We start from the raw sequence: 23,672 nt of genomic DNA, 5'->3' as shown, positions 1-23,672 counted from the left end.
GATAACAAGGCTGTCCATAAAACATTTTGATGGTTAGCAGTTTCTAGGAGATAGACTCTATTTAGCTATTTAGACCATTAAACGTCTTAGTAGATGGTCTGCTTGCCTATATGGTTTAAGCTTAACGCTGAAGAGAGTCTATCTTCATGAAATGAAGGGACAGTTCTTCATAGAAAATATGTGTAAAAGGAGTTGATTCATACATGCCAGTTGAAGACTTATCAAAAGTTTTAAGTGCATATGATATGGAGGTTCTTCGTATTAGAAATGAGAATTACAAAGTGAAAAAGGGTGTATGGTGGATTGAAACACCAGAAGGCTATAAAATTCTAAAGAAAAATTCAATTCCATGTGATAAATTTGACTTTATCATTGCAGCAATCGAATACCTGGTAGAGCGAGGCATTAAGATGCCTGCAATATTACCTTCAAAACAGGGAGAAAAATATGTTCAAGTAGATGGCGCTAACTATGTCCTTAACGAAGCCATCAAAGGCAATGCACCTAGTTCTAAAAAAAGGGCAGGGCTTGAGATGATCATAAAAGAACTGGCTAAGTTTCATGCAGCTTCTGTCGGGTTTCAAGCACCAAGTGGCAGTAAACCCAATGATCTGCTTGGAACATGGGGTCATAAAGTGAGTAAAAAGATGGAACAATTAAACGGGTTTTATGAAGAAGAAAAGGCAAAACAAGAGCATTCTGCCTTTGGACTGTTGATTTTGACAGAGTATCCATTGTTTCGTGATATCGTGGATAAGGCTCTTGCTATCCATCATCAATCCCAATACAACAAATGGTCAGAAGACATGAAACAAGCAGGATGTTTGGTTCATCAAGATTTCATTGATGGGAATTTAATATTGGATCCAACAGGGCATATCTATGTACTTGATCCAGATTCCATAGCCTTTGATTTACCAACAAAAGACATACGAAAGTTCCTTAATAAAATTATGAAAAAACGTGAAGGATGGGATATTTCCTTAACAAGAGACATTCTAGCATGGTACCAAGAAGAAAATCCACTAGAAGCATGGCAATGGCAGGTACTATTACCAACTATCATGTATCCCCATTTGTTTGTAGGACTTATGAGTAAATATTATCAACAAAGAGAAGCAAGTTGGTCAGAAGATAAATACGTTAAGAAGTTGAAGCATGTGATTGCTATTGAAAAATCAAAAGAGCCTATCATTGAAGCATTCAATAGCATCATCGATTCATTATTATAAAGAAAGGAACGTGAGATTAATGAAAGTAACCAATTCATTGAGTGAATTAATGGATATAGCCAGTCATGTACTTTCAAAATATAATATTGTCCCTCAAGATATTAAAGTGATACAAAATGATGGTTTAAAAAGTTTATGGCGATTTAATTATAATGGTGAAACATTATGTTTGAAACGCCTTCGACATACCCTTGAAAAAGCTACTTTTTCCGTGAATGCTCAACGCCATATCTATACTAAAGGTGGAAAAGTACCTAAAATCCATCTGAATACCTCAGGTGAGGCAATTACCATTCATAACGAACAATTGTTTGTTCTCTACGAATGGATTCATGGAAGAGACCTTAATTTTACGAAATCAGCTGATTTTGTTAGGGGCATTGAAGGATTAGCCGCTTTTCATGCCATGTCTACAGGTTATCAAGCACCCGAAGGAGCAAAAATATCCACAAAGCTTGGAAGATGGGTTGACCAATATACATCCATGCGCAATAGAATGGAGAAATGGAAGGGGATAGCCAGTGAGAACCCTTCACATAGTGGGTATAAAACGTATCTGCAATACATTGATGGCATCATAGCATTATGTAATCAAGCCATTGAGCAGCTTGAAAAATCCTCTTATGGTCAATTAACCAACAAAGCATTACATGAATCAACCATGTGCCATCAAGATTATGGTTCTGGTAATGCCATTGGAACCACTGATGACGTATACATTATTGATCTGGATGGTGTCACCTATGACCTGCCTGCTCGTGATCTAAGAAAAATTATTGGCAAAAGAGCAGAAAAACGGGGGAAATGGGAATTAGATGATATCCATAACATTTTGGCTATGTACAATAAAAACAATCTTTTATCATCAGAAGACAAAGAAGTTCTAAAAATTGATATGCTATTTCCACACTGGTTTTTTGGCACCATCAAAAATATATTCGCCAAAAACAAATCCGTGAATCCTGGTAAGATCGCTAAAATTGCAAAATTGGAGCAACAAAAAATAGCAATTCTTAATCAGTGGCACTAGAGAGAGGGGGGACGCTATGAATATTGCATTTGTTTGCACAGATAAGTTACCTGTTCCACCTGTACTTGGGGGAGCTATTCAGCTTTATATTGATAATATATTACCGATGATAGCCAAGGTGCATCGTGTCACCGTGTTTTCAGTTTTAAAGGGTGATTTACCGGAGAAAGAAACCAATGGCAACATTACATTTATTCGCCTTGGTGCAAGAACAAAATCAGAATATGTGAGGAATATAAAACAAGTATTGAGTATGAACAAAGAATCCTTTGACTTAATTCACGTGTTTAATCGACCAAAGTGGGTTAAACAATTGAGTCAAGTGGTACCCCATACCAAGTTCAGTCTTAGTTTGCATAATGAAATGATGATACCTAAGAAAATATCACCGCCCCAAGCCAGAGAAGTGATTGATAAAGTAGAGTTTATTACAACGGTAAGTAAATTCATTGGTAACGAAGTGATTAACATGTATCCTTCTGCTATGGGAAAAGTACATCCTGTTTATTCAGCTGCAAATGTTGATCTCTATCACCCAGCTGGCTCTAAGGAAGCACTAGCAATAAAAAATCAACTGTTAAAGAAATATAAAATAGAAGGGCGAAAAGTAGTCTTATGTGTGAGCAGATTGAGTGCCAAGAAAGGGCAGCAAATCGTTTTAGAAGCCATGAGGTCTGTGATGGAAACGCATCCTGATACAGCTGTAGTATTTGTTGGAAGTAAGTGGTATGGAAGCAATGAGATCGATGAATTTACCACTAAAATACATGAAGAATCCAAGACCTTACCTGGTCCGGTTGTCTTTACTGGTTTTTTAGCAACAGATGAAATTCCAGATTTTTATAACATTGGTGATATCTTCATATGTGCCTCACAATGGCGCGAACCTTTAGCTCGTATTCACTATGAAGGCATGGCAGCAGGTCTACCCATTATAACAACCAATCGTGGTGGTAACGCTGAGTTATTCCAGCAACATGTTAATGGTATTGTCATTGATGATTATGATAATCCAGCAGCAATGGCAGAGCAGATAACCTATCTATTAGATCACCCTGATGAGGCTGCAGCTATGGGAAAACAAGCTCGTCAAGATGCAGAAGAACACTATACGTTCAGAAGGGTAGCGAATCAATTATTAGCCTTGTTTGAAACAGTAAAATAATGGTCGTATCATCCTATATTATTCATGAAAAAAGTGTGCACAGCACACTTTTTTATTCTTATAGTTATAGGAAAATCCTCGAACTAGCATATGAAATAGAAGCGTTTTCATATGCGTCAAGGAAATTTTCTAACGCAACAACTTGCTTTACAAGATGCCACGTAGTCGCTTTTATCATGTATTTACAGTACTTACGTATAAGATCCTTTTCCCATAGAATAGTAACCCTTAAACCCCTTAGATTTCACCTCATCCATGTCAAACATGTTTCTTCCATCAATCATGATAGCATTCATCATTTTCTTAACCACTTTCTTGAGGTCCATTTGATAGATATCATCTAATTCAGTACAGAGTATAAGACACTCCGAATCAACAACACTGTCATAGAGGTCATCACAGTAGGTCAGTTGAGGGTATATTTTTTTAATCTCATTACTTACCATGGGATCATAACACTTAACGATGGCACCTTTTTCAAGTAAGGCCTTAATAATGTATAGGGAAGGCGCTTCTCTTATATCGTCCGTTCCCGGTTTGAATGTAAGACCCAATAGGGTAATGATTTTACCTTCCAAGCTTTCATAATGATTTAATAATATGTCAATAGGAAGAAGGCGTTGGGTTTCATTAACATCAATGGCACTTTTAACAATACGAAAGTCATAGTCATAATGTTTACCGATATTAACGAGCGCTTTTGTGTCTTTTGGGAAACAGGATCCACCATAGCCAATACCTGCCTGTAAGAATTCAGGGGATATACGTTTATCCATACCTAGGGCATAAGCAATGGTATCTATATCAGCTTCAACAATATTGCTGAGATTAGCTAATTCATTAATAAAAGATATTTTAGTTGCCAGGAAAGCATTGGAAGCATACTTAATCAGCTCTGCTGTTGGAGGGGTCGTTACAATAACAGGGGTTCTTAAAGGTTTGTACAATTTTTTCATGATGCTACTAGCTTTTTCTGAATCACAGCCTAGAACAATTCTTTCACCATGTAAAAAATCGTTGATAGCTCTACCTTCTCGTAAAAATTCAGGGTTTGACACCACATCATACTTGTTTTCTTGTACCCCATTATCATGGATAATGTCCTTAATACGCTTTTGTGTTCCCACAGGAACAGTACTTTTCGTTACAATAATTTTATACGTGTTTATGGATTGAGATATTTGATTAGCCACTTCCATGACCTGGGATACATCAACACTCCAATCCTCTTTAGTAGGTGTTCCTACAGCTATAAATATAATATCAGATTTCTTAACAGCCCTATCTATATCCGTTGTAAATATTATCTTTTTTTTCGATAAACATGTTTTTAATAAGGGTTCTAACCCTTTCTCATATATAATAGGAACACCTTGTTTTAATTTATCCACTTTTTCTTGATCTTTTTCGACACATATAACGTTGTTTTTAAATGTTGCAAAGGATAATGCGGCTACGAGTCCTACATATCCAGCACCTATTACACATATTTTCAATTAATCACCTACTCATTTTGCTTTACAGATACAGCCAAGCTTCCTATTTTACAATATTATATGCTTGTTCTAAGAATGATGTGATTAAAGAGGGGTAGATTAATGCTAGATGAAGCTTTTTTGTTATTTATTTAACAAAAAAAGCTGCTGTCATCCAACAATATGTCTTAGATCATTGACATGCTTGGACAACAGCGGCTTTATGTTTTGTAGATGCAGCAACGTGTGACGATTATTTAGGATGGCGTAGGGACATAGATGGTACCATCATTGGTAAGTATGAAGTCAAAGAGCGTATCTGCTACCTTCCTCATTTCATCATAATCCACATAGTCCAGATTATCATCTTTGGTATGAATCATTGTACCGCCGTTTTCACCCATTAGGTCTTTTTGGCCAAGGGTAATACCTGCATGACCGTTATTAACAAAATGGATGTGATCACTTGCACCATAGAATTCATCTAACAGTGTTACATGATTCTTTTCAAAATTGGTTAATAAAGCTTGTGTTAATGTGGTATTGATGGGGGATGCATCATGCGTACCATTGATGGTTATGTCACCGCCATCGGTTTTACCGATACAGTCAATGTTAATGTTATAGAATGCATCATATTGCTTTTCTATATCTTTTACAAAATCATGACTACAGAATAAGAAAGAATCCTCACCATTAAATGCAGCAAAGATGATATCGTGTTTAAAAGTATAATCCTTTGAATGGTCCTTTAATCGTTTGGCTAATTCCAATAGAATGGCAGTGCCAGAAGCATTGTCAATGGTACCGCGAAAGATGGTATTACCAGCCCATCCCACATGATCAAAGTGAGCAGATATGACAACAGCCTTGGTGGAATCTTGTCCTTTAATTTTTCCTACAACACTTATGGCATCTATATCAGTGGGTTCATATTTGAACTTCATGGTTACTTGGTCAACATCTTGTGTTGTTAACTGTGTAAATAACTCTGGGGAGATGGCCGCCTTTGGAGCTTTTAATTTTAACATGGAGCTCAATTTGAAGAGTGAATCATATTCCAAGAGAACCCCTTGAGCTTCAACCCCATAGGATTTGCTTTTTGATGCTTTATCCAGTACAAGTATTTTATTGGCTAAGTCTGGGTCCTTATCATCGGTGGTTATCTTAGCTGTCACATCTGCATGAGGTATAGGGTATTCAAGATAATCATCTCCATAGGCATAGACTTTACTTGTACCATCCGTATAGGTAACTTCCATAAAGTGTTCTTGTTGATGAGGTGGATAGATGGTTTGTCTGCTTTCATGATAATAATCATCATCATATTTTGCTAAATCAAGATTGTCAAATACTTTTGTAATATAGTCTATGGTCTTTTCGTTGCCTTCTGTGCCAAGAAGTCGACCATTAAAAGCATCAGAAGATAGTGTTTCAACTGTTTTTTGTATAGTGACAGTATCTTGTTGTATATAACGTAGTGATATGTAAGTAACGAAGATGATGGTAACAATAAGGACTGGTATAAGCATTCTTTTTTTCATATAAGCACCTCTTTCGCATTATTTAAACAACTACAAATGTAGTCTAATTGTAGTATACCATATATGTAAACTGGAGTGAAGTCATTTTAGTTGAACCAACAACTTGTATATTTCATACATTATAGTGAAAACGACTTTGGGAGGATTATATGTATCTCGATCCAATTAATATGATGGAAATGAATGAAGAACCCATGCCTATGCGTGATGACTACATGGAAGAATTTAATGAAGTGTTGGGTATGATTCGTGATTCAATTGAAAGTGAAAAAGAAGATGAAATGTTTTACGATTATCTCATAAGTATTGCGCCAACAGAAGATGAAAAGCAAATTATTGGTTCCATACGTAATGATGAGAAGAAGCATAATATGTATTTTAGACAAATTTATGAAGATTTAACAGGCGAGACCATAGAACCCATTGATAATATTACTTTTGAAGAGCCGGCTAGTTATGTGGATGGTATAAAAACTGCTTTATTTGATGAGCTAAGAGCTGTTGAGAAATATAGACCCATTAGAGAGCTTATGCCCAATAGATATTATAGGGACGTTTTATTTGAGATAATTACAGATGAATTAAAGCATGCTGCAAAATATAATTATTTATTTGCACTCAATCAATAAGGTAAAATAGAAACAGCTCCCACAATGATAGGCATCTATCATCGTGGAGGCTGTTATTTTATTGAAACATATGTTCTAGGAACGATTGGAAACTTTTTTTACTGTAACAGGTCGTCCTTTTACTTTGCCTTGACGAAGCCCATTTAACACACGAAGTCCTTTGTTATTGAAGATTTCAATATAAGAACAAGTGTCATGTATATCAATAATGCCAATATCTTCGGATGTTATACCAGGCAAATTGCTAACAGCACCAAGTATATCTCCAGGTCTAATTTTTTTCTTTTTTCCAGCATTTATTCGGAGTTTCGTAATATCTTGATACCGCTTTTTATTTTTTGAGTGAGTTTCTTTTTTTCTTGGTTTTATGGAAGGTGATGGATGTGTCCCCCTAAGCATATTCTCAGACCCTTGTTTGACTTGGTAGTTAATAAACGCTTGAATTTCTAACCATCTTTTTTTATCATGTTCTGAAACAAAAGAGATGGCTTCACCCTTTTCACCTACCCGACCTGTACGCCCAATTCGGTGGACATAACTTTCGTTCTCATGAGGAATTGTATAATTAATCACCAAATCAAGTTGGTCCACATGAATACCTCTGCCAGCTAAATCTGTTGCAATGAGATAGGGTACTTTACCATTCTTAAAATCCGATATAGCTCTTAAACGGTATTTTTGAGCCATTTTACCATGTAGAGCAACGCAATTATATTTTCCTCGTAAGAGTTTGTTAGAAAGCTGATCAACTTTGTTTCTTGTATTACAAAAAATCATACATTTTTTAGGTAGATAGACATCTAAGATTTTCGTTAAGAGTTTAAACTTCCAATCTTGAGATACCTCGTACCATGTTTGTTTAATTTGGTCAATGGGTATTTGATTGGGTTCCATTTCAATCCTTATGGGATTGTGCATATAATCAGCGCAAATAGCCTCTATCTGGGATGGCATGGTTGCAGAGAAGAGAAGTGTAGAACGTTCTAGTGGCATTTTTTTGACAATAGCTTCCACTTCCTCCCAAAAACCACGTTTCAGTAATTCATCGGCTTCATCAATGACTAAATATTTCATGGCCTCTAATTTTAGATTCTTTTTCTTAATGAGGTCCAATAGGCGTCCTGGTGTTCCAACAGCTATATGGACCCGTTGCTTTAATTGTCTTAGTTGTATGTGTATAGGTTGTTTTCCATATATAGGTAAACAGCGTACTTTTTTATACTTACCAATTTCAGCTATTTCTTCACATATCTGAACGGCAAGTTCTCTTGTAGGGGTTAATATTAGGGCTTGTGGAAGCGTTTCATCTATCTTAATGTGATGAACAATAGGAATACCAAAAGCAGCTGTTTTGCCACTACCTGTATTGGATTGTACAATCAAATCTAAGCCATCTAATACATGGGGGATGACAATTTCTTGTACAGGCATCGGTTGATTGTATCCCATCAAAGATAAGGATTTACAGACATTAGCATCGATATGGTATTTGTTAAAAAACGTATTCGTATTATTTTGCATGATTCTTACCTTTCATAAAACATCATCTATAGGTTTAATTTTAGGATTAATCGTGATGAGCATTACGTTACATTATAACATATCCTATTAGAAATAGGCGGATTATTATTCATACAATCTAGCCCATACGTTAAGATTTCTGAAAGTCATTATGTAGACTTGACAAGATAGAAGATTAGTCATAACATGAAGATAATTATGTATGGATATAAAAGATCCGTTAATAGATATAAAAAGGTGAAAGGATATTAGAGGTGATGTAAGTTGAAAGATATATCTAGGAATGATGCATGTTGGTGTGGCAGTGGTAAAAAATATAAACACTGTCACTATAATACGGATATGCAGTTAAAGAAATATGAACAAGATGGGTATAGGATACCCGATAGAGAATTAATCAAACCGTCAGATGCCATTAAAGGTATTGAAGAAAGTGCAGTAATAACAACGGGCATATTGGATGAACTGAATGAGATGCTTGTTGCAGGAATTACAACATCAGCCATTGATAAGTTTGTGTATGATTATACAACGACTAGAGGTGGAAAGCCTGCTACATTAGGATTCAACGGCTACCAATATAGCTGTTGTACATCCATAAATGATGTGATTTGTCATGGTATACCTGACCAGACAGTTTTAAAAGATGGTGATATCATTAACGTGGATATTTCCACAGAGTATAAAGGCTATTTTTCTGATGCAAGTAGAATGTATGCAATAGGTGAGGTGGATAAAAAGGCAAAAGATATCATGGACATAACCCATGATTGTCTCATGATAGGTATTGAATCGGTGATACCTTATGAAGCAACAAATGTTATAGGCGAAGCTATTGAGCATTATGCTAACAGTAAAGGTTATTCTGTTGTTCGGGATTTTGGTGGACACGGCATCGGTTATGCATTTCATGAAAAGCCTTTTATCAATCATTTTGCAACGCCCATTAAAGGGATGATCATGGTACCAGGTATGGTATTTACCATCGAACCCATGATTAATGAGGGAAGCAATCGAACTAAAATTCTTAAGGATGGGTGGACAGCTAAAACAATCGATGGCGGATTGTCTGCACAGTGGGAACATACGATTCTGGTAACGGAAGAGGGGGCTCGTATTCTTACCTAAACAAGTAAATGAGGGTAGGCTGTTTAGTCTAAAATAAAACATGAAACATACTATTCAGTATTCATGTAATATGATAAGATAAGCATAGATTTATAAGATTATTCAAGATAGTAAAAGTTCCAAGTAACATGAAGATGGAGAGTGATTCTAGTGAAAGTAGTGGATATGGATAAGTGGAAACGAAAGGAACATTTTAATTTTTTTAAAGCATTTGATTATCCGCATTTTAACCTGTGTGCTAATGTAGATATAACAGCTTTTTTGGGTTATATAAAAGAAAAGAAATACCCTTTTTTTCTTTCTAGTGTATATGCAACCTATAAGGTTGCTAATCACATAAAAGAATTTCGTTATCGCATACGTGGTGAGCAGGTGATTGAACATGAATATGTGGATCCTGCTGTGACAATTATGAATGATGATGGGGTATTTAATTTTTGTACCATACCCTACGAACATACATTAAGCGCATTTTTACAAGCAGGTCAACAAGAAATAGACAAGGCTAAGAAAAACATATCCATTGCAGATGAAGAAGAACGAGACGATTTGATCTATATGACCAGCATTCCTTGGGTGTCCTTTACAAATATTATGCATCCCATTCACATGAATCCAGTGGACAGTGTACCTCGAATAGCTTGGGGAAAGTATTTTACAGATGGGGATAAAGTGATGTTGCCCTTATCCATACAAGCCCATCATGCTTTAATGGATGGTATGCATGTAGGACTTTATTATGAACAGATTCAAGCATTTTTTGATCATCCTGAAAAATATATGAAGTGAAAGAGTAAAGCTGCCTCAAACCGATAGGGTTAAGGCAGCTTTTTTACTTTATTATGGATATTTTACGATAGCTTATATTTCACCAACCAGTTGACGATACCAAGTAGAGCTATGTGTGTCGGATAAAATACATAAAACAAGTATTTAATATCCTTGCCTTTTTTACCATTATAAAAATACAGAATAAAAAGGCTTAACACCGCAAATCCTTGAAGAAACATGTAAAAGGATGTTCTAGGATAGAATCTTATAAGCAGTTCAGTAATATAAGCAGCCATTAATATCGTTAAGCTGCCTGCTTGTTTAATAAAACTTCCTCTAAAGATATAGAAGAAAAACACAAGAAGTATGCCATAAGCACCATAACCTGTATGAATCACCGATTGATTGAGATAGCTAATCACAATAACGGCTACAATACCAGCATACTTATTCTTTTTATAAATCCATAGCGCAAATAGAGCAAAGAAGAAATTGAACAGGATGTTTAATTGATCCCATTGAATCCATTCATGTTGAAATACGATATTATAGGGTATCTGGGAAATTATTGCAAATAATAATAATCGGCTTAAATATTTATATACATTTCTCGTATGGTAAAATCCCTCTGCAATAAGAAAAGCAAATATGGGAAATGCCAGTCGACCAATAGCATGCATGGTGGCTACAAGATTATAATCGGCTTTTGAATCAAAAAACAGGGTCGCATGATCGATAAGCATGGTCACACACGCAATAATTTTCAGTTTAGTTGAAGTCATAATATCATCCTCCTATGTAAAACGATGACTACAAATGTAATTATATCATATCATATTATAATTTGCATTAATGATTATGGTCTTCCTGCAAATTATTTAATCTTCCTAGATTTTTTAGATAATAGAAGTTTGTTTCCGGGCTATTTTTGTTTAGTTGATTGACGTGATACTTGATAAAAGGTAATATAAAGTATAAATAAGTTGTCTAGGAGGAATAAAATATGTTAAAAAATGAAACTATTTTGAAGGCAGTACAACAACTTTTAGGTAAAGACAACATATCAAAAGCAGATATACTATCTATAAAAGCGTTAAATCTCAATAACAAACAATTAATGGATATATCTGATCTTGCGGTTTTTGAGAACCTTGTAAAATTAGAAATTAAGCAAAATGCTATAATTGATTTTTCACCACTATCAAATCTTTTTCAGCTAGAAGAATTAGACATTTCAAATGATCCTTGGAATGAATCACCCCAGCGAAATAAAATTAAGTCTTTAGATTTTGTACAAAAATTAGTCAACTTAAAATATGTGAATTTTTCACATACCGCCTTAACAACCATTGATTTTGTGAAATACTTACCAAAACTCCAACGCATTGAAGCTATGTGTAATAAGATTTCAGATTTATCACCATTAAAGCATTGTTCAGACCTTAGAGCAATGAATTTCTATAGTTGCCGTATCTGGGATATTGATGTTTGTCGATACTTACCTAAGCTTGAAGGTATTTCTATCAATGAAAATGCTGTAAGAGATCTATCACCTTTAGAAAATTGCATAAACTTAAGGGTTTTAAATGTTCATTCAAATAAACTAGGTGATATTAGTTGCCTTAAAAATTTAACTCAAATCACATATATTACTTTAGATCAAAATAGTATTGGTGATATTTCAGTCTTGAAAAACATGCCTAATATTAATCATTTGACTCTTTCCCTTAACCCATACATAAAAGATATGAGTGTACTTAAGGAACTCAAAAAACTAAGCTATGCAGAAGTTGCTAATCTTGACTTAACACCTGTGCAAAAACATGAGTTGCAAGAGGATCATCCAAAATGTAAATTTGTCTGGAGCTATTAATCGTTATTCGTGTCCTAAACGCGAATATTGACTTTTAATCCATGTTGAGATGATATCTGTACCAATCGTTGGCAAACTTGAACCATTGAGGATAATATCCGCATGCCAACGGGATGGCTCAACGAATTCTTGATGGCGATACCTTACGGCATCTAAATAAACAGAAGTAATGTCTTCAAAACTCTGGCCAAATGCCAAGTTACGATTGATTCTTCTAACGATTCTTTCATCGGCTTGACAATCAATAAATATTTTTAGATGTAGAAGCTTTCTTATGTCGTTGTTATAAAGTGTCATAAGACCTTCAATGATGATAACGTCATATTCCTGCTTAAGCAATTGTTTGTAATCATCTAGGAGCTTATCAAAATCAAAAGAATCTGGATGATTGTGATCTTCATACTCAATTTGTGTATAAGGTGCTGTGATGGTGGGTTTATCTTCTTTAAAATAATCATCCATGTGGATAACTTTCACCTTAAGATTTAATAAATGATCCTCTAAATGGGACGAAAAAGTGGACTTACCACTTCCTGAACCACCAGCAATACCAATAATGATTGTTTCTTTCGTATTCATTAACCTCAGCTCCTTCATCTTATATTAATATCTAATACTCGTATTATAGGATAGTTTTAGATAGTTTACAATCCGTTTATCTATTATTTTATCATAAAATAAGGCTGGATCATTATAGTTGACCCAGCCTCATTTAGCCTGATTAATTATCAATATTACCTGAACGCTAATGAACACTTATATTACAAGCATATAGTAGTTGTTCTGACTGCTGATATATTAGGGTGTTTTATACCATACCCTGAGTTCAGGTGCTTTTGCGGTATTTTCACTGGTGCCAAGTTTTAAATCAGAGTTGGCTCCTGCTTCATCCAGTAAAACGAAGGTGAACTGATCCGTATCCAAATGATCGTTAACAAACCCAGAGACATCAAGGGTGTAATCCGTGTCGTTATCATTCAAACCGAAGTTAATGACACCGATTTTAACAGCATGCTCACTTAGCCATGTGGGTATATCGGTATTGTCATTTTTGCTGTATCTTGAATCAGCAGTAAATAAGTCCGTCCAAACAAGTGTTTCTGAGAAGGTTGTAGGTAAGCCATATACTGTAATGGCTGAATCTGCCTTTTTAAGACTGTGTTTTGTTAGTTTTAACTGAGCTGTATCTATGCTGTTGTTGATAGAACGCTTATCAAATTCAATGAATCCAATCCGAATGGTTGTCTGTCCACTACTCATTTTAACATACATGGTATCTTTATCATGATATGGGGTCGTGTTAGGGTTTTTAGATGCTAACTCGATGTAAGTATCCATAACTGGATTCATGGTTACATCTGCTTCATTATTAGGCGTATCGTTGTTGGATGATTCCGAATGGGTTACAACCAAATCATAGATTTCAGATTCACCATAAGCAGTTGGTTTATCACCTTTTTCGGTATTGGATTGGGTGTACATGCCGGCTTTAAAATAGCATCCATGCTTAGAATTACCAGTTGTTGTAGGAGAATCTTTTACATCATAAGTTACTTTTTCATCTTGGTTGTAATAGACTTTAATGATATCATTTTCAGCTTCTATTTTAATGGTGAACCGGCTACCTAATTGATAGTTAGCATCAAGTAAACCCACATCTTCACCTTCAGCTTCAACAAATAAACGATTGTTTTCAAGTCTAATCATCATAACATCGTCAGAGGCATCATGAATCTGTCCAACTACCACATGCCGCTTAACATCAGGTATGTGAGTTATTCTTAGGTCCATGGTCATCACATGTTTTCCAGAATTGGTTGACCAACTTGCTCTGGTGGTACCATTATTCGCCATTTCTCTTAGTTCAGATCGGGGGTATCCAGAACCACTTGTGGTTTCACCACCACAATGGGCTTTAAACAAAACCCCGTTGCCATCTGTATTGGCATGGAAATAATCGTCATGCTCATAATCCATTAATGCTGGCTGTTTTATTTCTTGGGCATTATTAATGGGCAGGGTTAATTTCCAATTTGTTAAATCCAGTATCTGAGAGGGTAGTTTACTAGCTGCATATTTGTAGGTTCTTGAATCAAGGAAAGGTGTATCTAATATATTAAAATAGCTATTATTTTGAACAGTTATATCTGTTCCAGATGTAAGCCTTATCCCATTGGTACAGTTTTCTAGGGTATTTCCCTCGATACTTATATTATGGGGGCTTCCATAACCTCTGCCATTTGTACCTTTGTCATAAGCTAATAAGACACCTACAAAATCATAGGATGTATTATTATAGATATGATTGTTTTGAACAAGGGTACCTGGAGCATTTTGAAGGTATATGCCTTTTGCACGGTTAACGGTTGCTCCTGTTATGGTGTTATCATGTATTAGGGTATCTTCTGAGCCAAGGTGCACTTTAATACCTTCTCGACAATTATCAATATGATTGTGATGAATAACATTACCTGGACCGGATTTATCATGGGTTGCACCGGAGTTACCAACGCCAATACCAGCCCCTGTTTCAATACTTTGGATGTTATTATGATGTATGTCATTGAGGTACTCATCTTCACCATGTAAATCAATGGCATCCAACTTGGTTTGAATAAATGTATTATGGCGTATGACATTGTTATGAGAATAATATTGAATCAATACACCATGACGCAGGTAAGGTCCTAGGAATGTGCAGTCTTCAACCAAGTTGAAACGGGAATCATTCAGATAACCGAGACGGTCAATGTTATTCCCTTCACCTTGAATGGATACGCCATAGCCAGCACCGCCACCGCCTATATCTGTAGCATTTTGGAAGATAGACCGCTTAACAACGATATCATGGCTGTTACTTATCCGAACACCCATGGTTTGATATTTTTCAAGGATAAGTTGATCCATGGTTATGTTATAGGATGGTTCATTCATGGCATTATCTTCAATTTGAATACCGTATCTGGATCCTGATGCGTCTGGGTTATTGCTGATATGATCCAATGAGTAATTCCCAGAAAAATCGGAGGTAATGGTCATGTTGGATACAAGGATATTATGTTGTCCCATGGCTTTAATAACACTTGAAGGGTAATAACCATCTTTGCCACAGATGATGAGTTTGGTTCCTTCTTGACTTTCACCACGTAAGTTAACACCAGATTTTAGCTTCAAAGCATAGCCAGCATCGGATTGTAAATTATAGGTACCATTTGGTAAATAAACCTCATCACCATATTGAGCTGCATTGATTGCTGCTTGTATAGCACCCACATCATTGGCACCATTGTCGGCTATATCAGCACCAAAATCAACCACATTCAAGATGGTTCCAGTGACATCATTTGGCTGATGTACGTCATGTACAGGTATATCATTAGGATTGTCTTGAGGTGAAATACCTTCATAAAATCCTGCTTTTGTATAAGTTATATCCATAGGTGTCTCTGGTTCTAATTCATTTATTTTATCAAATGGAACGTCATCTGAGGGGTAAAAATGAACTTCATTTAAACTGTTCCATTCTCCTGTTTTTGAACCGTCAGTGTATGTATACCCATGACAAATCAATTTTACGTATTGGGCTGAAATATCTTCTATATCAAATTTTTCCATATCAATTGTGGTCCCTGAACCTCGACCGCTAAAAACTTCTTCCCAAGTCACATCATCCGATGAAACGAGAATATCAAAATCTGTATAGCGTATATCGCCCTTGTGGAAAGCTACTCCCACATACCCAATGGTTTGCTGACTACCCAAGTCATATCGAATCCATTCGTCTGGTCCTTTTGCTGACCATCGGGTATCAATAACGTTATCTATTGTATTGGCTGGTACATTACCATCATCACTGCTTGCTGTAACATAAGCGATATCAAGACGATTTTGTATGACTTCTTTCCCATAAGATAGATTGGTTGATGCCAAAAGGTTAAACCCAATCAAAACCGATAATAATAAACCCATTGTTTTTTTCAATTGTTTCTCCTCCTAATCGTTGGATTAATTTTGTTCTTAAGAATGCTATGGTTAGCCATAGATGCTTTTAGAAATCATAACGAAGCTAAAATAAACATATAGTTGTACTTTTTTCCCTCCTTTATGATACTTAGATTAGCTTTGTTACATATAATGACGAAGTAAGATTCACCTCCTTGAGTAACTTGAACAACTGCTCATCGCATAATAAGTAATCATACACAACTTATTGTTGGATAATTGTTTTCAAGCAAAAGATTTTATTAAGACAAAGATAATGATTTGTAAGCCATATTGAAGCGGTATCATATATAATCGATTGGATATTTTACGTATATACATAATAGTTACGAAAAAATGGATATGATTTTAGTATACTTCAATTATTATTACGAGTCAAACTATTTATTCAATTTTTTAATTTAAATTTTATATGCACTTTTTGTATCACTACCTTCAATCCTTGTGCAATATAATGTTTTAAAATGTAATTGCTAGCTATGTATTGTAATGATAAAATAGAGAAATGAGAAAACAGCTTTATTTAAAAACAGCTATAAATAATTAAGAAGGGTATAGGGTAATAGATAAGATGCTGTCCAAAAGATTGGAAGTGAATGGAATGTGTGAGATACATCTAACAGAATTTAAAGAATCAGATATATCCCGATTAGTTTCATGGGTGCCTAGCGAAAGATTTTTGTTACAATTTACAGGTCGTGCATATGCTTTATCAACATTAGCAGAGCAGTTAAAAGGCGATATTCATCGCATGATAAGTAAAAAAGATATGATGCTGTATAATATTGTCCATGAAAAAAATACAATAGGACATATGCAGCTACTGCGTATTAACAGAGAGGATAAAACAGGTGCAATTGGTCGCATCATAATCGGAGATCCCAATGCAAGAGGTAAAGGTTACGGTACGTTGGCTATTCGAAATGCATTACATATAGCTTTTGATGATATAGGTTTAGAGAAGGTGCTATTAAGGGTATATGACTTTAACGCAGGAGCTATTAAATGTTATAAGAATATTGGGTTTAGGATAATTGAAAAACTTGAAAAGAAGGTTGAGTTTAATGGTCACCATTGGGGATGCTATGTAATGGCGATTAACAAGGAAGAATTTGAAAAGCGTAATAATACGGATTAAAATTACAAATAGCCATTAGGAGTCAAAATAAATGGTAGTGATAAAATAAAGAAATAAAAACCTCTTTCTTATGAGCGGCATATAAAGGGGAGAAGGCTAATAATAAAATACTAGCAATTAATAGTAGTATTGAAGTGAATGTAGATAGAGGAGGAGGTTTAAAGGTGTCTAAATATTATTGGGATAATAAAATTGAATATTTAAGAAATACACGTGGGTTGTATTATAACGATGACTATTTAGAGTTTTTGGTTAAGAAAGTATGGAAGATAGATGAGCCAGTAGACATGATTGATTATGGATGTGGTTTTGGATATATGGGTCTTAAGCTGCTTCCAATATTACCTGAAGGTTCAACGTACACAGGTGTTGACAGAGGTCATGATTTGATAGAAGAAGCTAAGAAAATTTTTAAGAATCTTCCATATAAAACAGATTTTATCGTGGAAGATATAACCCAAATCGTCATGGAACGCCAATATGATATAGCTCTATGTCACGCGGTTTTATTACATATGGCTAATCCTAAGGTAGTCTTGAAAAATATGATCAATAGTGTTATTAATAATGGAAAAGTTATTTGTTTTGAGACGCACAGAATATCGTGTATGTCCAATTATCATGTTGACGGTGTGGAACACTCTCAGATTGTACGTTTAGGTGTTTTGCAAAAGTTATATGAGAACGATTTTTTAGAGAAAGGCAAAGACGGTAATATTGGCATAAAGTTGCCCATCATTCTTAGTCAACTTGGATTAAAAAATGTAGAATGTAGGGTTAGTGATAAAGTCAATTATTTTGACCAATTGATGGAGCAGCATAGTAAGGACATGCTTTATGAAGCTTTGAAAGAAGAAGGGTTAGGCTATGAACCGAAAGATAAATCTAATACCATTAATTATTTAATGGATAGGGGGTTGACTCAAGAAGAAGCAAATGAGCAGTATGAAGCAGAATTATTGGAGTCCAAGTTATTTAATAAGGAATCGCGGTTAACATTCGCACCCAATATGAAAATTACTTTTGGTGTGGTGAAAAGATGAGCTTTTATTAAGCTGCAGATGAAAAATTATGACAATCAAATGTAAACAGTGACTTAGAAGATTGAGTAAAGGAGAAGACGATTGCTTGTCGAACTTTAATAATATGTATAAAAAGAGATAGTCTTAAATGTATAAGCGAGAGGAGATATATTATGAGAAAGATAATACTGTATATTGCCATTAGTCTTGATGGTTATGTGGCAGATTCTAAGGGACGAGTAGATTGGCTTGGTGGACAAGACCCTAATAGTCAAGACACGGGCACATACGAAGCGTTTTACAAGACAATTGATACGGTGATTCTGGGGTACAACACCTATAAGCAGATAATAACCGAGTTATCTCCAGATGCATGGGTTTATGCTGGTATGCACAGTTATGTATTTACAAGTAGAAACTTGGAGAATACAGATGATATAACGTTTAAGAATGGCGATGTAGTTTCACTACTGAAAGAGCTGAAAGGAAAAGAAGGGAAAGATATTTGGATTTGTGGTGGTGCTAGTATTGTGAATCAAGCCATCAAAGCAAATATAATTGACCAATATAGAATAACCATTATTCCTACCATACTAGGTAGTGGTATACCTCTTTTTGACGGTAAGAATGATACAATACCTTTAGAACTAACGGAAACAATCACAACCAACGGCATGGTAGAGCTTATTTATGAAAAACGTTAGCTATCCACTTTACCAATGTTGTACAAAAATATAATACACAGAAGTTAATACAGAAGCGTACTTAATGAAGTACCATTATTAAAAATGCATATAACAAGATAATTTTGGCACATGATCTTTCATGTGTCTTTTTTATTGGAAAGATGGATGTAAAATATAATTGTACCTATGTAGTTTAGTCTATAGAACGTTCTAGATTACTCTAGATTCAATAACAAATCAAAAACCTTGATATCGAACAAGTGTTCTGGTAGAATAGTTAGTAGAAGCATGACAATACTGTGAAAAGGAGAAATTAATTATGTTACAGTTAATAAGAGCGAAGGATAATGATATAAGTGTATTAGCAGATATAAAGAAAAGTGCGTTTAAAGAAGAGTTTAAGAAATATGGCTTTACTCCTGAAGATATGATTCGTATAGAATGGCATAAAAAAATGCTAATTAACAGCATCTATTATGCGATATACTATAATAATGAAATTGTGGGTGGTGTAAATATTTTTAAGGGAGATAAAGGTGAATATTACCTTTGTAGTCTATTCATTGTAGCTGAACTACAAAATAAGGGAATAGGCAAACAGACAATGGATTTATTAGAAACATTACATAATGATGGTAAGAAATGGCAGCTAGAAACGCCATCCATGAGTACTCAAAACCATCATTTTTATGAAAAGTGCGGTTATAAATATGTTAAAGATATGACTCCCGATGGTGCTCCAGAAGGTTTCTCGTTAAGGGTATACGAAAAAATAATGGATTAACATCACACAAAAATCCTTCTAGATTAGCCTTATTATCATCTAGAAGGATTTTGTTTTGATCAACACTTAGATACTAAATGCCTCCATCAGCATGTGCTTTGGGTCGATTAATGGTCTCATTGGATGTGGCTGTTTCAATAATTGGCATATAATTTGTTTCATTGGATGTAATCATAACGGTTACTTCTTGATCGTTCCAATGACCTGTGACTTTGATTTCACCGGCTTCATAGGTGGATTGAACAGCTACAAGGCACTTTCCAACAAATAAAGTTCTTTGTGGCTCAATATCGGATTCATTACCAAAGTGGTCGCCATTACCTGTACCCAAGAAAACACAAGGTCCGTCAAAGGCAAAGTTTATCATCTCACTAGACGTCATAACCATATTTCCTTCACTGTCTTCAAGATGGGCTGATACAAGTACGGCATCTTCATTATCTGCTAATAGACTTGTTTTATTAGGGGTTAACACCAACGTCTCAGGTGTACCAGCTGTCACCTTATAATCACGCATGATTTCAATGCCATCACGATAACCAATTGCTTCAAGTTTGCCAGGTTCATAGCTTACAGACCATTCAAGATGTCCGTATTGTTCGCAGGTCTTACGGCCTTGACTCACACCATTAATGAATAATTCTACTTCATCACAATTAGTAAATGCCCAAACATCTACGTTTTCACCGGTTTCTAAATCCAGATTCCAATGGGGCAGTAGGTGGAGTACATCACGATCTGTCCAATTGGATTGCATGTAATAGAACCAATCTTTTTCAAAACCACATAAGTCAATGATGCCATAGAAGCTGATAACCGCAGGATAATGAAAAGGGAATACCTCACCACGATAGTCAAAACCCGTCCATAAGAAGACACCTGCAGAATAGGGTTTATTCACATGTACTTTCCATGACGTTTCTGGGTCCATCCCCCAAACAGGCTCATTAGACCCATAACATGTAATCTTATATTTATATTTTTCGTTCTTCCAACGACTAATTTTATCGTATTCTTTCGATACCAGACCCATATCTTCTTTTGGCAATACAAATGCTCTTGTGGAACACATGCCTGTTGTTTCTGAGTTAATCATGCATAAGTCAGGATATTGCTGATGCATGGTTTCAAGAATATTATCGTCATGTGGTACAAAATAATTCAAGCCAACAGGGTTCATCATTAAATCATGGTTACGATCAAAAGTCACAATGCGGTCGTAATCGGCATTAATAGCATATAAAAAAGGTCTGGAATGGTCGTATAATTGACCAATTGCAATCATTTTTTTATAGATTTGAACACCAACTTCAGTGGCGTGAATAGCCATTTCTTCATTACCCATGGACCAAGCAATGATAGATGGATGATTCCGGTCTCGTTTAATCATGGCCACATAATCACCTAGATCATCCTCATTGACACCAGATAAACGGGTTTCATCCATAACGAGCATACCCACTTCATCACAGTAATCTAGAAATTTGGGGTTCGGTGGATTATGGGAACAACGATAGGCATTAGCACCCATTTCCCTTAATTTATCAATTTTAAACTGCATGATGGGGCGCGTTAGTGCCACACCAACACATGCAAAATCATCGTGACCATTAACCCCTTTAATCTTAACGGTTCGTCCATTTAATTCAAAACCATGTTCCGCACTATACTTAATGGTTCGAAGACCAAATCTTGCACAATGATGATCTTGCATGGCTTCACAGCGGGCTGTTATGACAACAGAATAGAGTTGAGGTTGATCAATATCCCAAAGCTGAATATCTGTTAGGTCAAAATCCAATGTGAATGCAGCTTGTTGGAATGTTTTAGCTTTTAGCTGTATTGATTTGCTTGCTAAGGTGGATGTATTGGAATCAGTTGTTTTGCTACCACATGTATCTTTAGAAGGTGGTTTTAACTGGACGTCAACGGTTATATAGTCATCTTCGATATAGCCACAATCAATAGCGCCATGTACTACTATTGAAGCAGTCTTATCCTCTACAGAAATGTCGGTTGTTTCAATGTGCACTTCTTGATCCATAACACGTATCTGGTCTGTTTTTAGTAATCTAACATCCCGATAGATACCACCGCCTTCATACCACCAACCTTCAAATTCAGATACATCCACTTTTATGGCAAAACTATTCACCTTATCATAGTGAATGAGTTCGGTTATCTCAAATTCAAACCCCATGTAACCGCCAATATGACGTCCCACAAGATTACCATTGAGCCAGACTTCACTATTTCTATAGATACCATCAAATTGTACAAAAAGACGACGATTTCTATCTTCTTCAGGTATAAAGAAAGATCTTCTATACCAAACAATTCCTTTCTTCATGGAACCTGTACAGCTGGGAACAGAATCATCAAATACATTGCGCCTAATCACAAAGTCATGAGGAATCTGTACAGTTTCCCAATTACTATCATCATAGGATGCATAAGCTAAACCATGATTACCAGCTTTTACGTATTCCGGTCTTTCAAATTGAGCATGTACGGTATTGATATTATGCTTGGTAATGTCCCCATCATGAAATTTCCAGTCAGAATTAAAATTAAACAATTCACGTTTATGAACCATTGTTCTCCTCCAATCATTGGATTTATCTATTTTCCAACACAATATAGTAGTAGGAAATAGATGATTACTTGTTGTTGTTATTATAGCAAGCACTATGATATAATAATAGCAAAGTTCACCAAAAGTAGGACGAATCATCATAAATGAATGAAATATACAGGAAAAAAGTGAAAGATATTTTTATGATAAAATACGGTATGGGATAGGTAGGGAGACGATATGGCATTACTGTTAGAATTAGAACAAGCAGAAAGAATATTTAGCGATTATTACAGTCTGTTGGGTATCGGTATCGGCCTCTACGATAGATACTACAAACCCATATGTCTCATACCTAAAAGAGACTGGACATTCTGTAATAGCATTAGGCAAAATAAAGAGGTATTAAAAGCATGTTCCAAGTGCGATCGAATAGCTTTTGAACATGCCAAAGAAACAAAAGAATTATATGTGTATAAATGCCACATGGGCTTATATGAAGCAGTTGCACCTATTATTGATAACAATATGATTATAGGCTATATTATGGTAGGGCAATTACTGGATGAGCAATCACCTGAATTTCAATGGTTGCATATAAAACATCAATGTAAAGCATATGGGTTTCATGAGGAGGAATTAAAAGAGGTCTTTTTTCGATTGAAACAAATGAATGTGGCGCAGATAGAAGCAGCCGCAAACATTATGCATGCTTGCGTTGCATACTTATGTTACAAGAATATTATACATGTTGAGCGGAGTGGCATATTCAATCAAGTACACCAGTTTTTAGTTAACAATATGAAGAATACAATAACCCAAGATATGGTTTGTCAACAGTTACGTATAAGCAAAACCACCCTTTATAATACTCTTACCCATCAAACATCTCTATCATTAACCAAGTATCTACGTCAGCTTCGTATGACCAAAGCTAAAGAGCTCTTAAGTACAACGTCACTTCGTATTAATCAAGTGGCTGAAGAAGTAGGTATATGTGATTACAACTATTTCTCAAGACTCTTCAAAAAAACATATGGTATGTCACCACGTCAATTTAAGGAACTTAAATTGTAATCATGCATGTTAAAATAGGA

19 protein-coding genes are annotated in these 23,672 nt (G+C 35.4%); 12 read left to right on the top strand and 7 right to left on the bottom strand.

Going from position 1 to position 23,672, the window contains the following annotated elements; translation table 11 throughout:
- Nucleotides 1–203: 203 nt before the first annotated feature.
- Genes HZI73_RS18945 through HZI73_RS18935 form a run of 3 tightly spaced genes read left to right on the top strand, consistent with a single transcriptional unit; the run spans nt 204 to nt 3,427 of the window.
- Nucleotides 204–1,232 carry a CotS family spore coat protein gene (locus tag HZI73_RS18945; protein WP_212694931.1) on the top strand — a complete coding sequence of 343 codons (1,029 nt, stop codon included), beginning with the start codon at nt 204–206 and terminating at the stop codon, nt 1,230–1,232.
- A 19-nt stretch (nt 1,233–1,251) separates the two neighbouring features.
- Nucleotides 1,252–2,262, top strand: a complete 1,011-nt coding sequence (locus HZI73_RS18940; RefSeq protein ID WP_246552550.1) for a CotS family spore coat protein — start codon at nt 1,252–1,254, stop codon at nt 2,260–2,262.
- Nucleotides 2,263–2,278: 16 nt separating this feature from the next.
- Nucleotides 2,279–3,427 (top strand): glycosyltransferase family 4 protein, encoded by a 1,149-nt coding sequence (locus HZI73_RS18935; protein ID WP_212694929.1) that lies wholly within the window; start codon nt 2,279–2,281, stop codon nt 3,425–3,427.
- A gap of 191 nt (nt 3,428–3,618) precedes the next feature.
- Here the strand turns inward: HZI73_RS18935 and HZI73_RS18930 are convergent, their stop codons facing one another.
- Together HZI73_RS18930 and HZI73_RS18925 are read right to left on the bottom strand one after the other, a co-directional pair.
- On the bottom strand, nt 3,619–4,923 hold the full coding sequence (locus HZI73_RS18930; RefSeq protein WP_212694928.1) for a UDP-glucose dehydrogenase family protein: 1,305 nt from the start codon (nt 4,921–4,923) through the stop codon (nt 3,619–3,621).
- A gap of 236 nt (nt 4,924–5,159) precedes the next feature.
- Complete coding sequence (locus HZI73_RS18925) at nt 5,160–6,446, bottom strand: M28 family metallopeptidase (RefSeq protein ID WP_212694927.1); 1,287 nt, start codon at nt 6,444–6,446, stop codon at nt 5,160–5,162.
- Nucleotides 6,447–6,595: 149 nt separating this feature from the next.
- On the opposite strand from HZI73_RS18925, the gene HZI73_RS18920 reads away from it, so the two are divergent.
- Entirely contained in the window at nt 6,596–7,075 is a 480-nt protein-coding gene (locus HZI73_RS18920) for a ferritin-like domain-containing protein (protein ID WP_246552212.1), read from the top strand.
- A 75-nt stretch (nt 7,076–7,150) separates the two neighbouring features.
- Here the strand turns inward: HZI73_RS18920 and HZI73_RS18915 are convergent, their stop codons facing one another.
- Nucleotides 7,151–8,596 (bottom strand): DEAD/DEAH box helicase, encoded by a 1,446-nt coding sequence (locus HZI73_RS18915; protein WP_212694926.1) that lies wholly within the window; start codon nt 8,594–8,596, stop codon nt 7,151–7,153.
- A gap of 264 nt (nt 8,597–8,860) precedes the next feature.
- Here HZI73_RS18915 and HZI73_RS18910 point away from each other — a divergent pair, with 264 nt between their 5' ends.
- Together HZI73_RS18910 and HZI73_RS18905 are read left to right on the top strand one after the other, a co-directional pair.
- Nucleotides 8,861–9,724 carry a methionyl aminopeptidase gene (locus HZI73_RS18910; protein WP_212694925.1) on the top strand — a complete coding sequence of 288 codons (864 nt, stop codon included), beginning with the start codon at nt 8,861–8,863 and terminating at the stop codon, nt 9,722–9,724.
- Between the two features lie 150 nt (nt 9,725–9,874).
- The gene (locus HZI73_RS18905; RefSeq protein WP_212694924.1) at nt 9,875–10,513 is read left to right on the top strand and encodes a chloramphenicol acetyltransferase; all 639 of its coding nucleotides are present in this window, start codon (nt 9,875–9,877) and stop codon (nt 10,511–10,513) included.
- Nucleotides 10,514–10,575: 62 nt separating this feature from the next.
- On the opposite strand, the gene HZI73_RS18900 is transcribed toward HZI73_RS18905, so the two are convergent.
- Nucleotides 10,576–11,277, bottom strand: coding sequence for a TraX family protein (locus HZI73_RS18900; protein ID WP_212694923.1), 702 nt, complete (start codon nt 11,275–11,277; stop codon nt 10,576–10,578).
- Between the two features lie 221 nt (nt 11,278–11,498).
- Here HZI73_RS18900 and HZI73_RS18895 point away from each other — a divergent pair, with 221 nt between their 5' ends.
- Nucleotides 11,499–12,368 carry a leucine-rich repeat domain-containing protein gene (locus HZI73_RS18895; protein WP_212694922.1) on the top strand — a complete coding sequence of 290 codons (870 nt, stop codon included), beginning with the start codon at nt 11,499–11,501 and terminating at the stop codon, nt 12,366–12,368.
- 3 nt (nt 12,369–12,371) lie between these two features.
- Here the strand turns inward: HZI73_RS18895 and HZI73_RS18890 are convergent, their stop codons facing one another.
- Entirely contained in the window at nt 12,372–12,947 is a 576-nt protein-coding gene (locus HZI73_RS18890; RefSeq protein WP_212694921.1) for an AAA family ATPase, read from the bottom strand.
- Between the two features lie 219 nt (nt 12,948–13,166).
- Nucleotides 13,167–16,349 (bottom strand): polysaccharide lyase family 7 protein, encoded by a 3,183-nt coding sequence (locus HZI73_RS18885; protein ID WP_212694920.1) that lies wholly within the window; start codon nt 16,347–16,349, stop codon nt 13,167–13,169.
- Nucleotides 16,350–16,971: 622 nt separating this feature from the next.
- Here HZI73_RS18885 and HZI73_RS18880 point away from each other — a divergent pair.
- From HZI73_RS18880 to HZI73_RS18865, 4 genes are all read left to right on the top strand, one after another.
- Entirely contained in the window at nt 16,972–17,508 is a 537-nt protein-coding gene (locus HZI73_RS18880; protein WP_212694919.1) for a GNAT family N-acetyltransferase, read from the top strand.
- A 164-nt stretch (nt 17,509–17,672) separates the two neighbouring features.
- A complete protein-coding gene (locus HZI73_RS18875; protein ID WP_212694918.1) occupies nt 17,673–18,551 on the top strand; it encodes a class I SAM-dependent methyltransferase in 879 nt (292 codons plus the stop codon).
- Nucleotides 18,552–18,703: 152 nt separating this feature from the next.
- Nucleotides 18,704–19,234: a dihydrofolate reductase family protein gene (locus HZI73_RS18870; RefSeq protein ID WP_212694917.1), complete on the top strand. Its 531-nt coding sequence runs from the start codon at nt 18,704–18,706 to the stop codon at nt 19,232–19,234.
- 301 nt (nt 19,235–19,535) lie between these two features.
- Nucleotides 19,536–20,000: a GNAT family N-acetyltransferase gene (locus tag HZI73_RS18865; RefSeq protein ID WP_212694916.1), complete on the top strand. Its 465-nt coding sequence runs from the start codon at nt 19,536–19,538 to the stop codon at nt 19,998–20,000.
- Between the two features lie 73 nt (nt 20,001–20,073).
- On the opposite strand, the gene HZI73_RS18860 is transcribed toward HZI73_RS18865, so the two are convergent.
- Nucleotides 20,074–22,596 carry a glycoside hydrolase family 2 TIM barrel-domain containing protein gene (locus tag HZI73_RS18860; RefSeq protein ID WP_212694915.1) on the bottom strand — a complete coding sequence of 841 codons (2,523 nt, stop codon included), beginning with the start codon at nt 22,594–22,596 and terminating at the stop codon, nt 20,074–20,076.
- Nucleotides 22,597–22,815: 219 nt separating this feature from the next.
- On the opposite strand from HZI73_RS18860, the gene HZI73_RS26555 reads away from it, so the two are divergent.
- The gene (locus HZI73_RS26555) at nt 22,816–23,652 is read left to right on the top strand and encodes a PocR ligand-binding domain-containing protein (protein ID WP_246552211.1); all 837 of its coding nucleotides are present in this window, start codon (nt 22,816–22,818) and stop codon (nt 23,650–23,652) included.
- Nucleotides 23,653–23,672: the final 20 nt, after the last annotated feature.

This window comes from Vallitalea pronyensis (genome assembly GCF_018141445.1).
Lineage (GTDB): Bacteria > Bacillota > Clostridia > Lachnospirales > Vallitaleaceae > Vallitalea > Vallitalea pronyensis.
This window is presented reverse-complemented; position numbering and strand designations above follow the sequence as displayed.

What these genes read in the sequence shown, in the direction of transcription:
- HZI73_RS18945 (WP_212694931.1), top strand. Translation starts at nt 204, where the DNA reads ATGCCAGTTGAAGACTTATCAAAAGTTTTAAGTGCATATGATATGGAG.
- HZI73_RS18940 (WP_246552550.1), top strand. Translation starts at nt 1,252, where the DNA reads ATGAAAGTAACCAATTCATTGAGTGAATTAATGGATATAGCCAGTCAT.
- HZI73_RS18935 (WP_212694929.1), top strand. Translation starts at nt 2,279, where the DNA reads ATGAATATTGCATTTGTTTGCACAGATAAGTTACCTGTTCCACCTGTA.
- HZI73_RS18925 (WP_212694927.1), bottom strand. Translation starts at nt 6,446, where the DNA reads ATGAAAAAAAGAATGCTTATACCAGTCCTTATTGTTACCATCATCTTC.
- HZI73_RS18920 (WP_246552212.1), top strand. Translation starts at nt 6,596, where the DNA reads ATGTATCTCGATCCAATTAATATGATGGAAATGAATGAAGAACCCATG.
- HZI73_RS18915 (WP_212694926.1), bottom strand. Translation starts at nt 8,596, where the DNA reads ATGCAAAATAATACGAATACGTTTTTTAACAAATACCATATCGATGCT.
- HZI73_RS18900 (WP_212694923.1), bottom strand. Translation starts at nt 11,277, where the DNA reads ATGACTTCAACTAAACTGAAAATTATTGCGTGTGTGACCATGCTTATC.
- HZI73_RS18895 (WP_212694922.1), top strand. Translation starts at nt 11,499, where the DNA reads ATGTTAAAAAATGAAACTATTTTGAAGGCAGTACAACAACTTTTAGGT.
- HZI73_RS18890 (WP_212694921.1), bottom strand. Translation starts at nt 12,947, where the DNA reads ATGAATACGAAAGAAACAATCATTATTGGTATTGCTGGTGGTTCAGGA.
- HZI73_RS18880 (WP_212694919.1), top strand. Translation starts at nt 16,972, where the DNA reads ATGTGTGAGATACATCTAACAGAATTTAAAGAATCAGATATATCCCGA.
- HZI73_RS18870 (WP_212694917.1), top strand. Translation starts at nt 18,704, where the DNA reads ATGAGAAAGATAATACTGTATATTGCCATTAGTCTTGATGGTTATGTG.
- HZI73_RS18865 (WP_212694916.1), top strand. Translation starts at nt 19,536, where the DNA reads ATGTTACAGTTAATAAGAGCGAAGGATAATGATATAAGTGTATTAGCA.
- HZI73_RS18860 (WP_212694915.1), bottom strand. Translation starts at nt 22,596, where the DNA reads ATGGTTCATAAACGTGAATTGTTTAATTTTAATTCTGACTGGAAATTT.
- HZI73_RS26555 (WP_246552211.1), top strand. Translation starts at nt 22,816, where the DNA reads ATGGCATTACTGTTAGAATTAGAACAAGCAGAAAGAATATTTAGCGAT.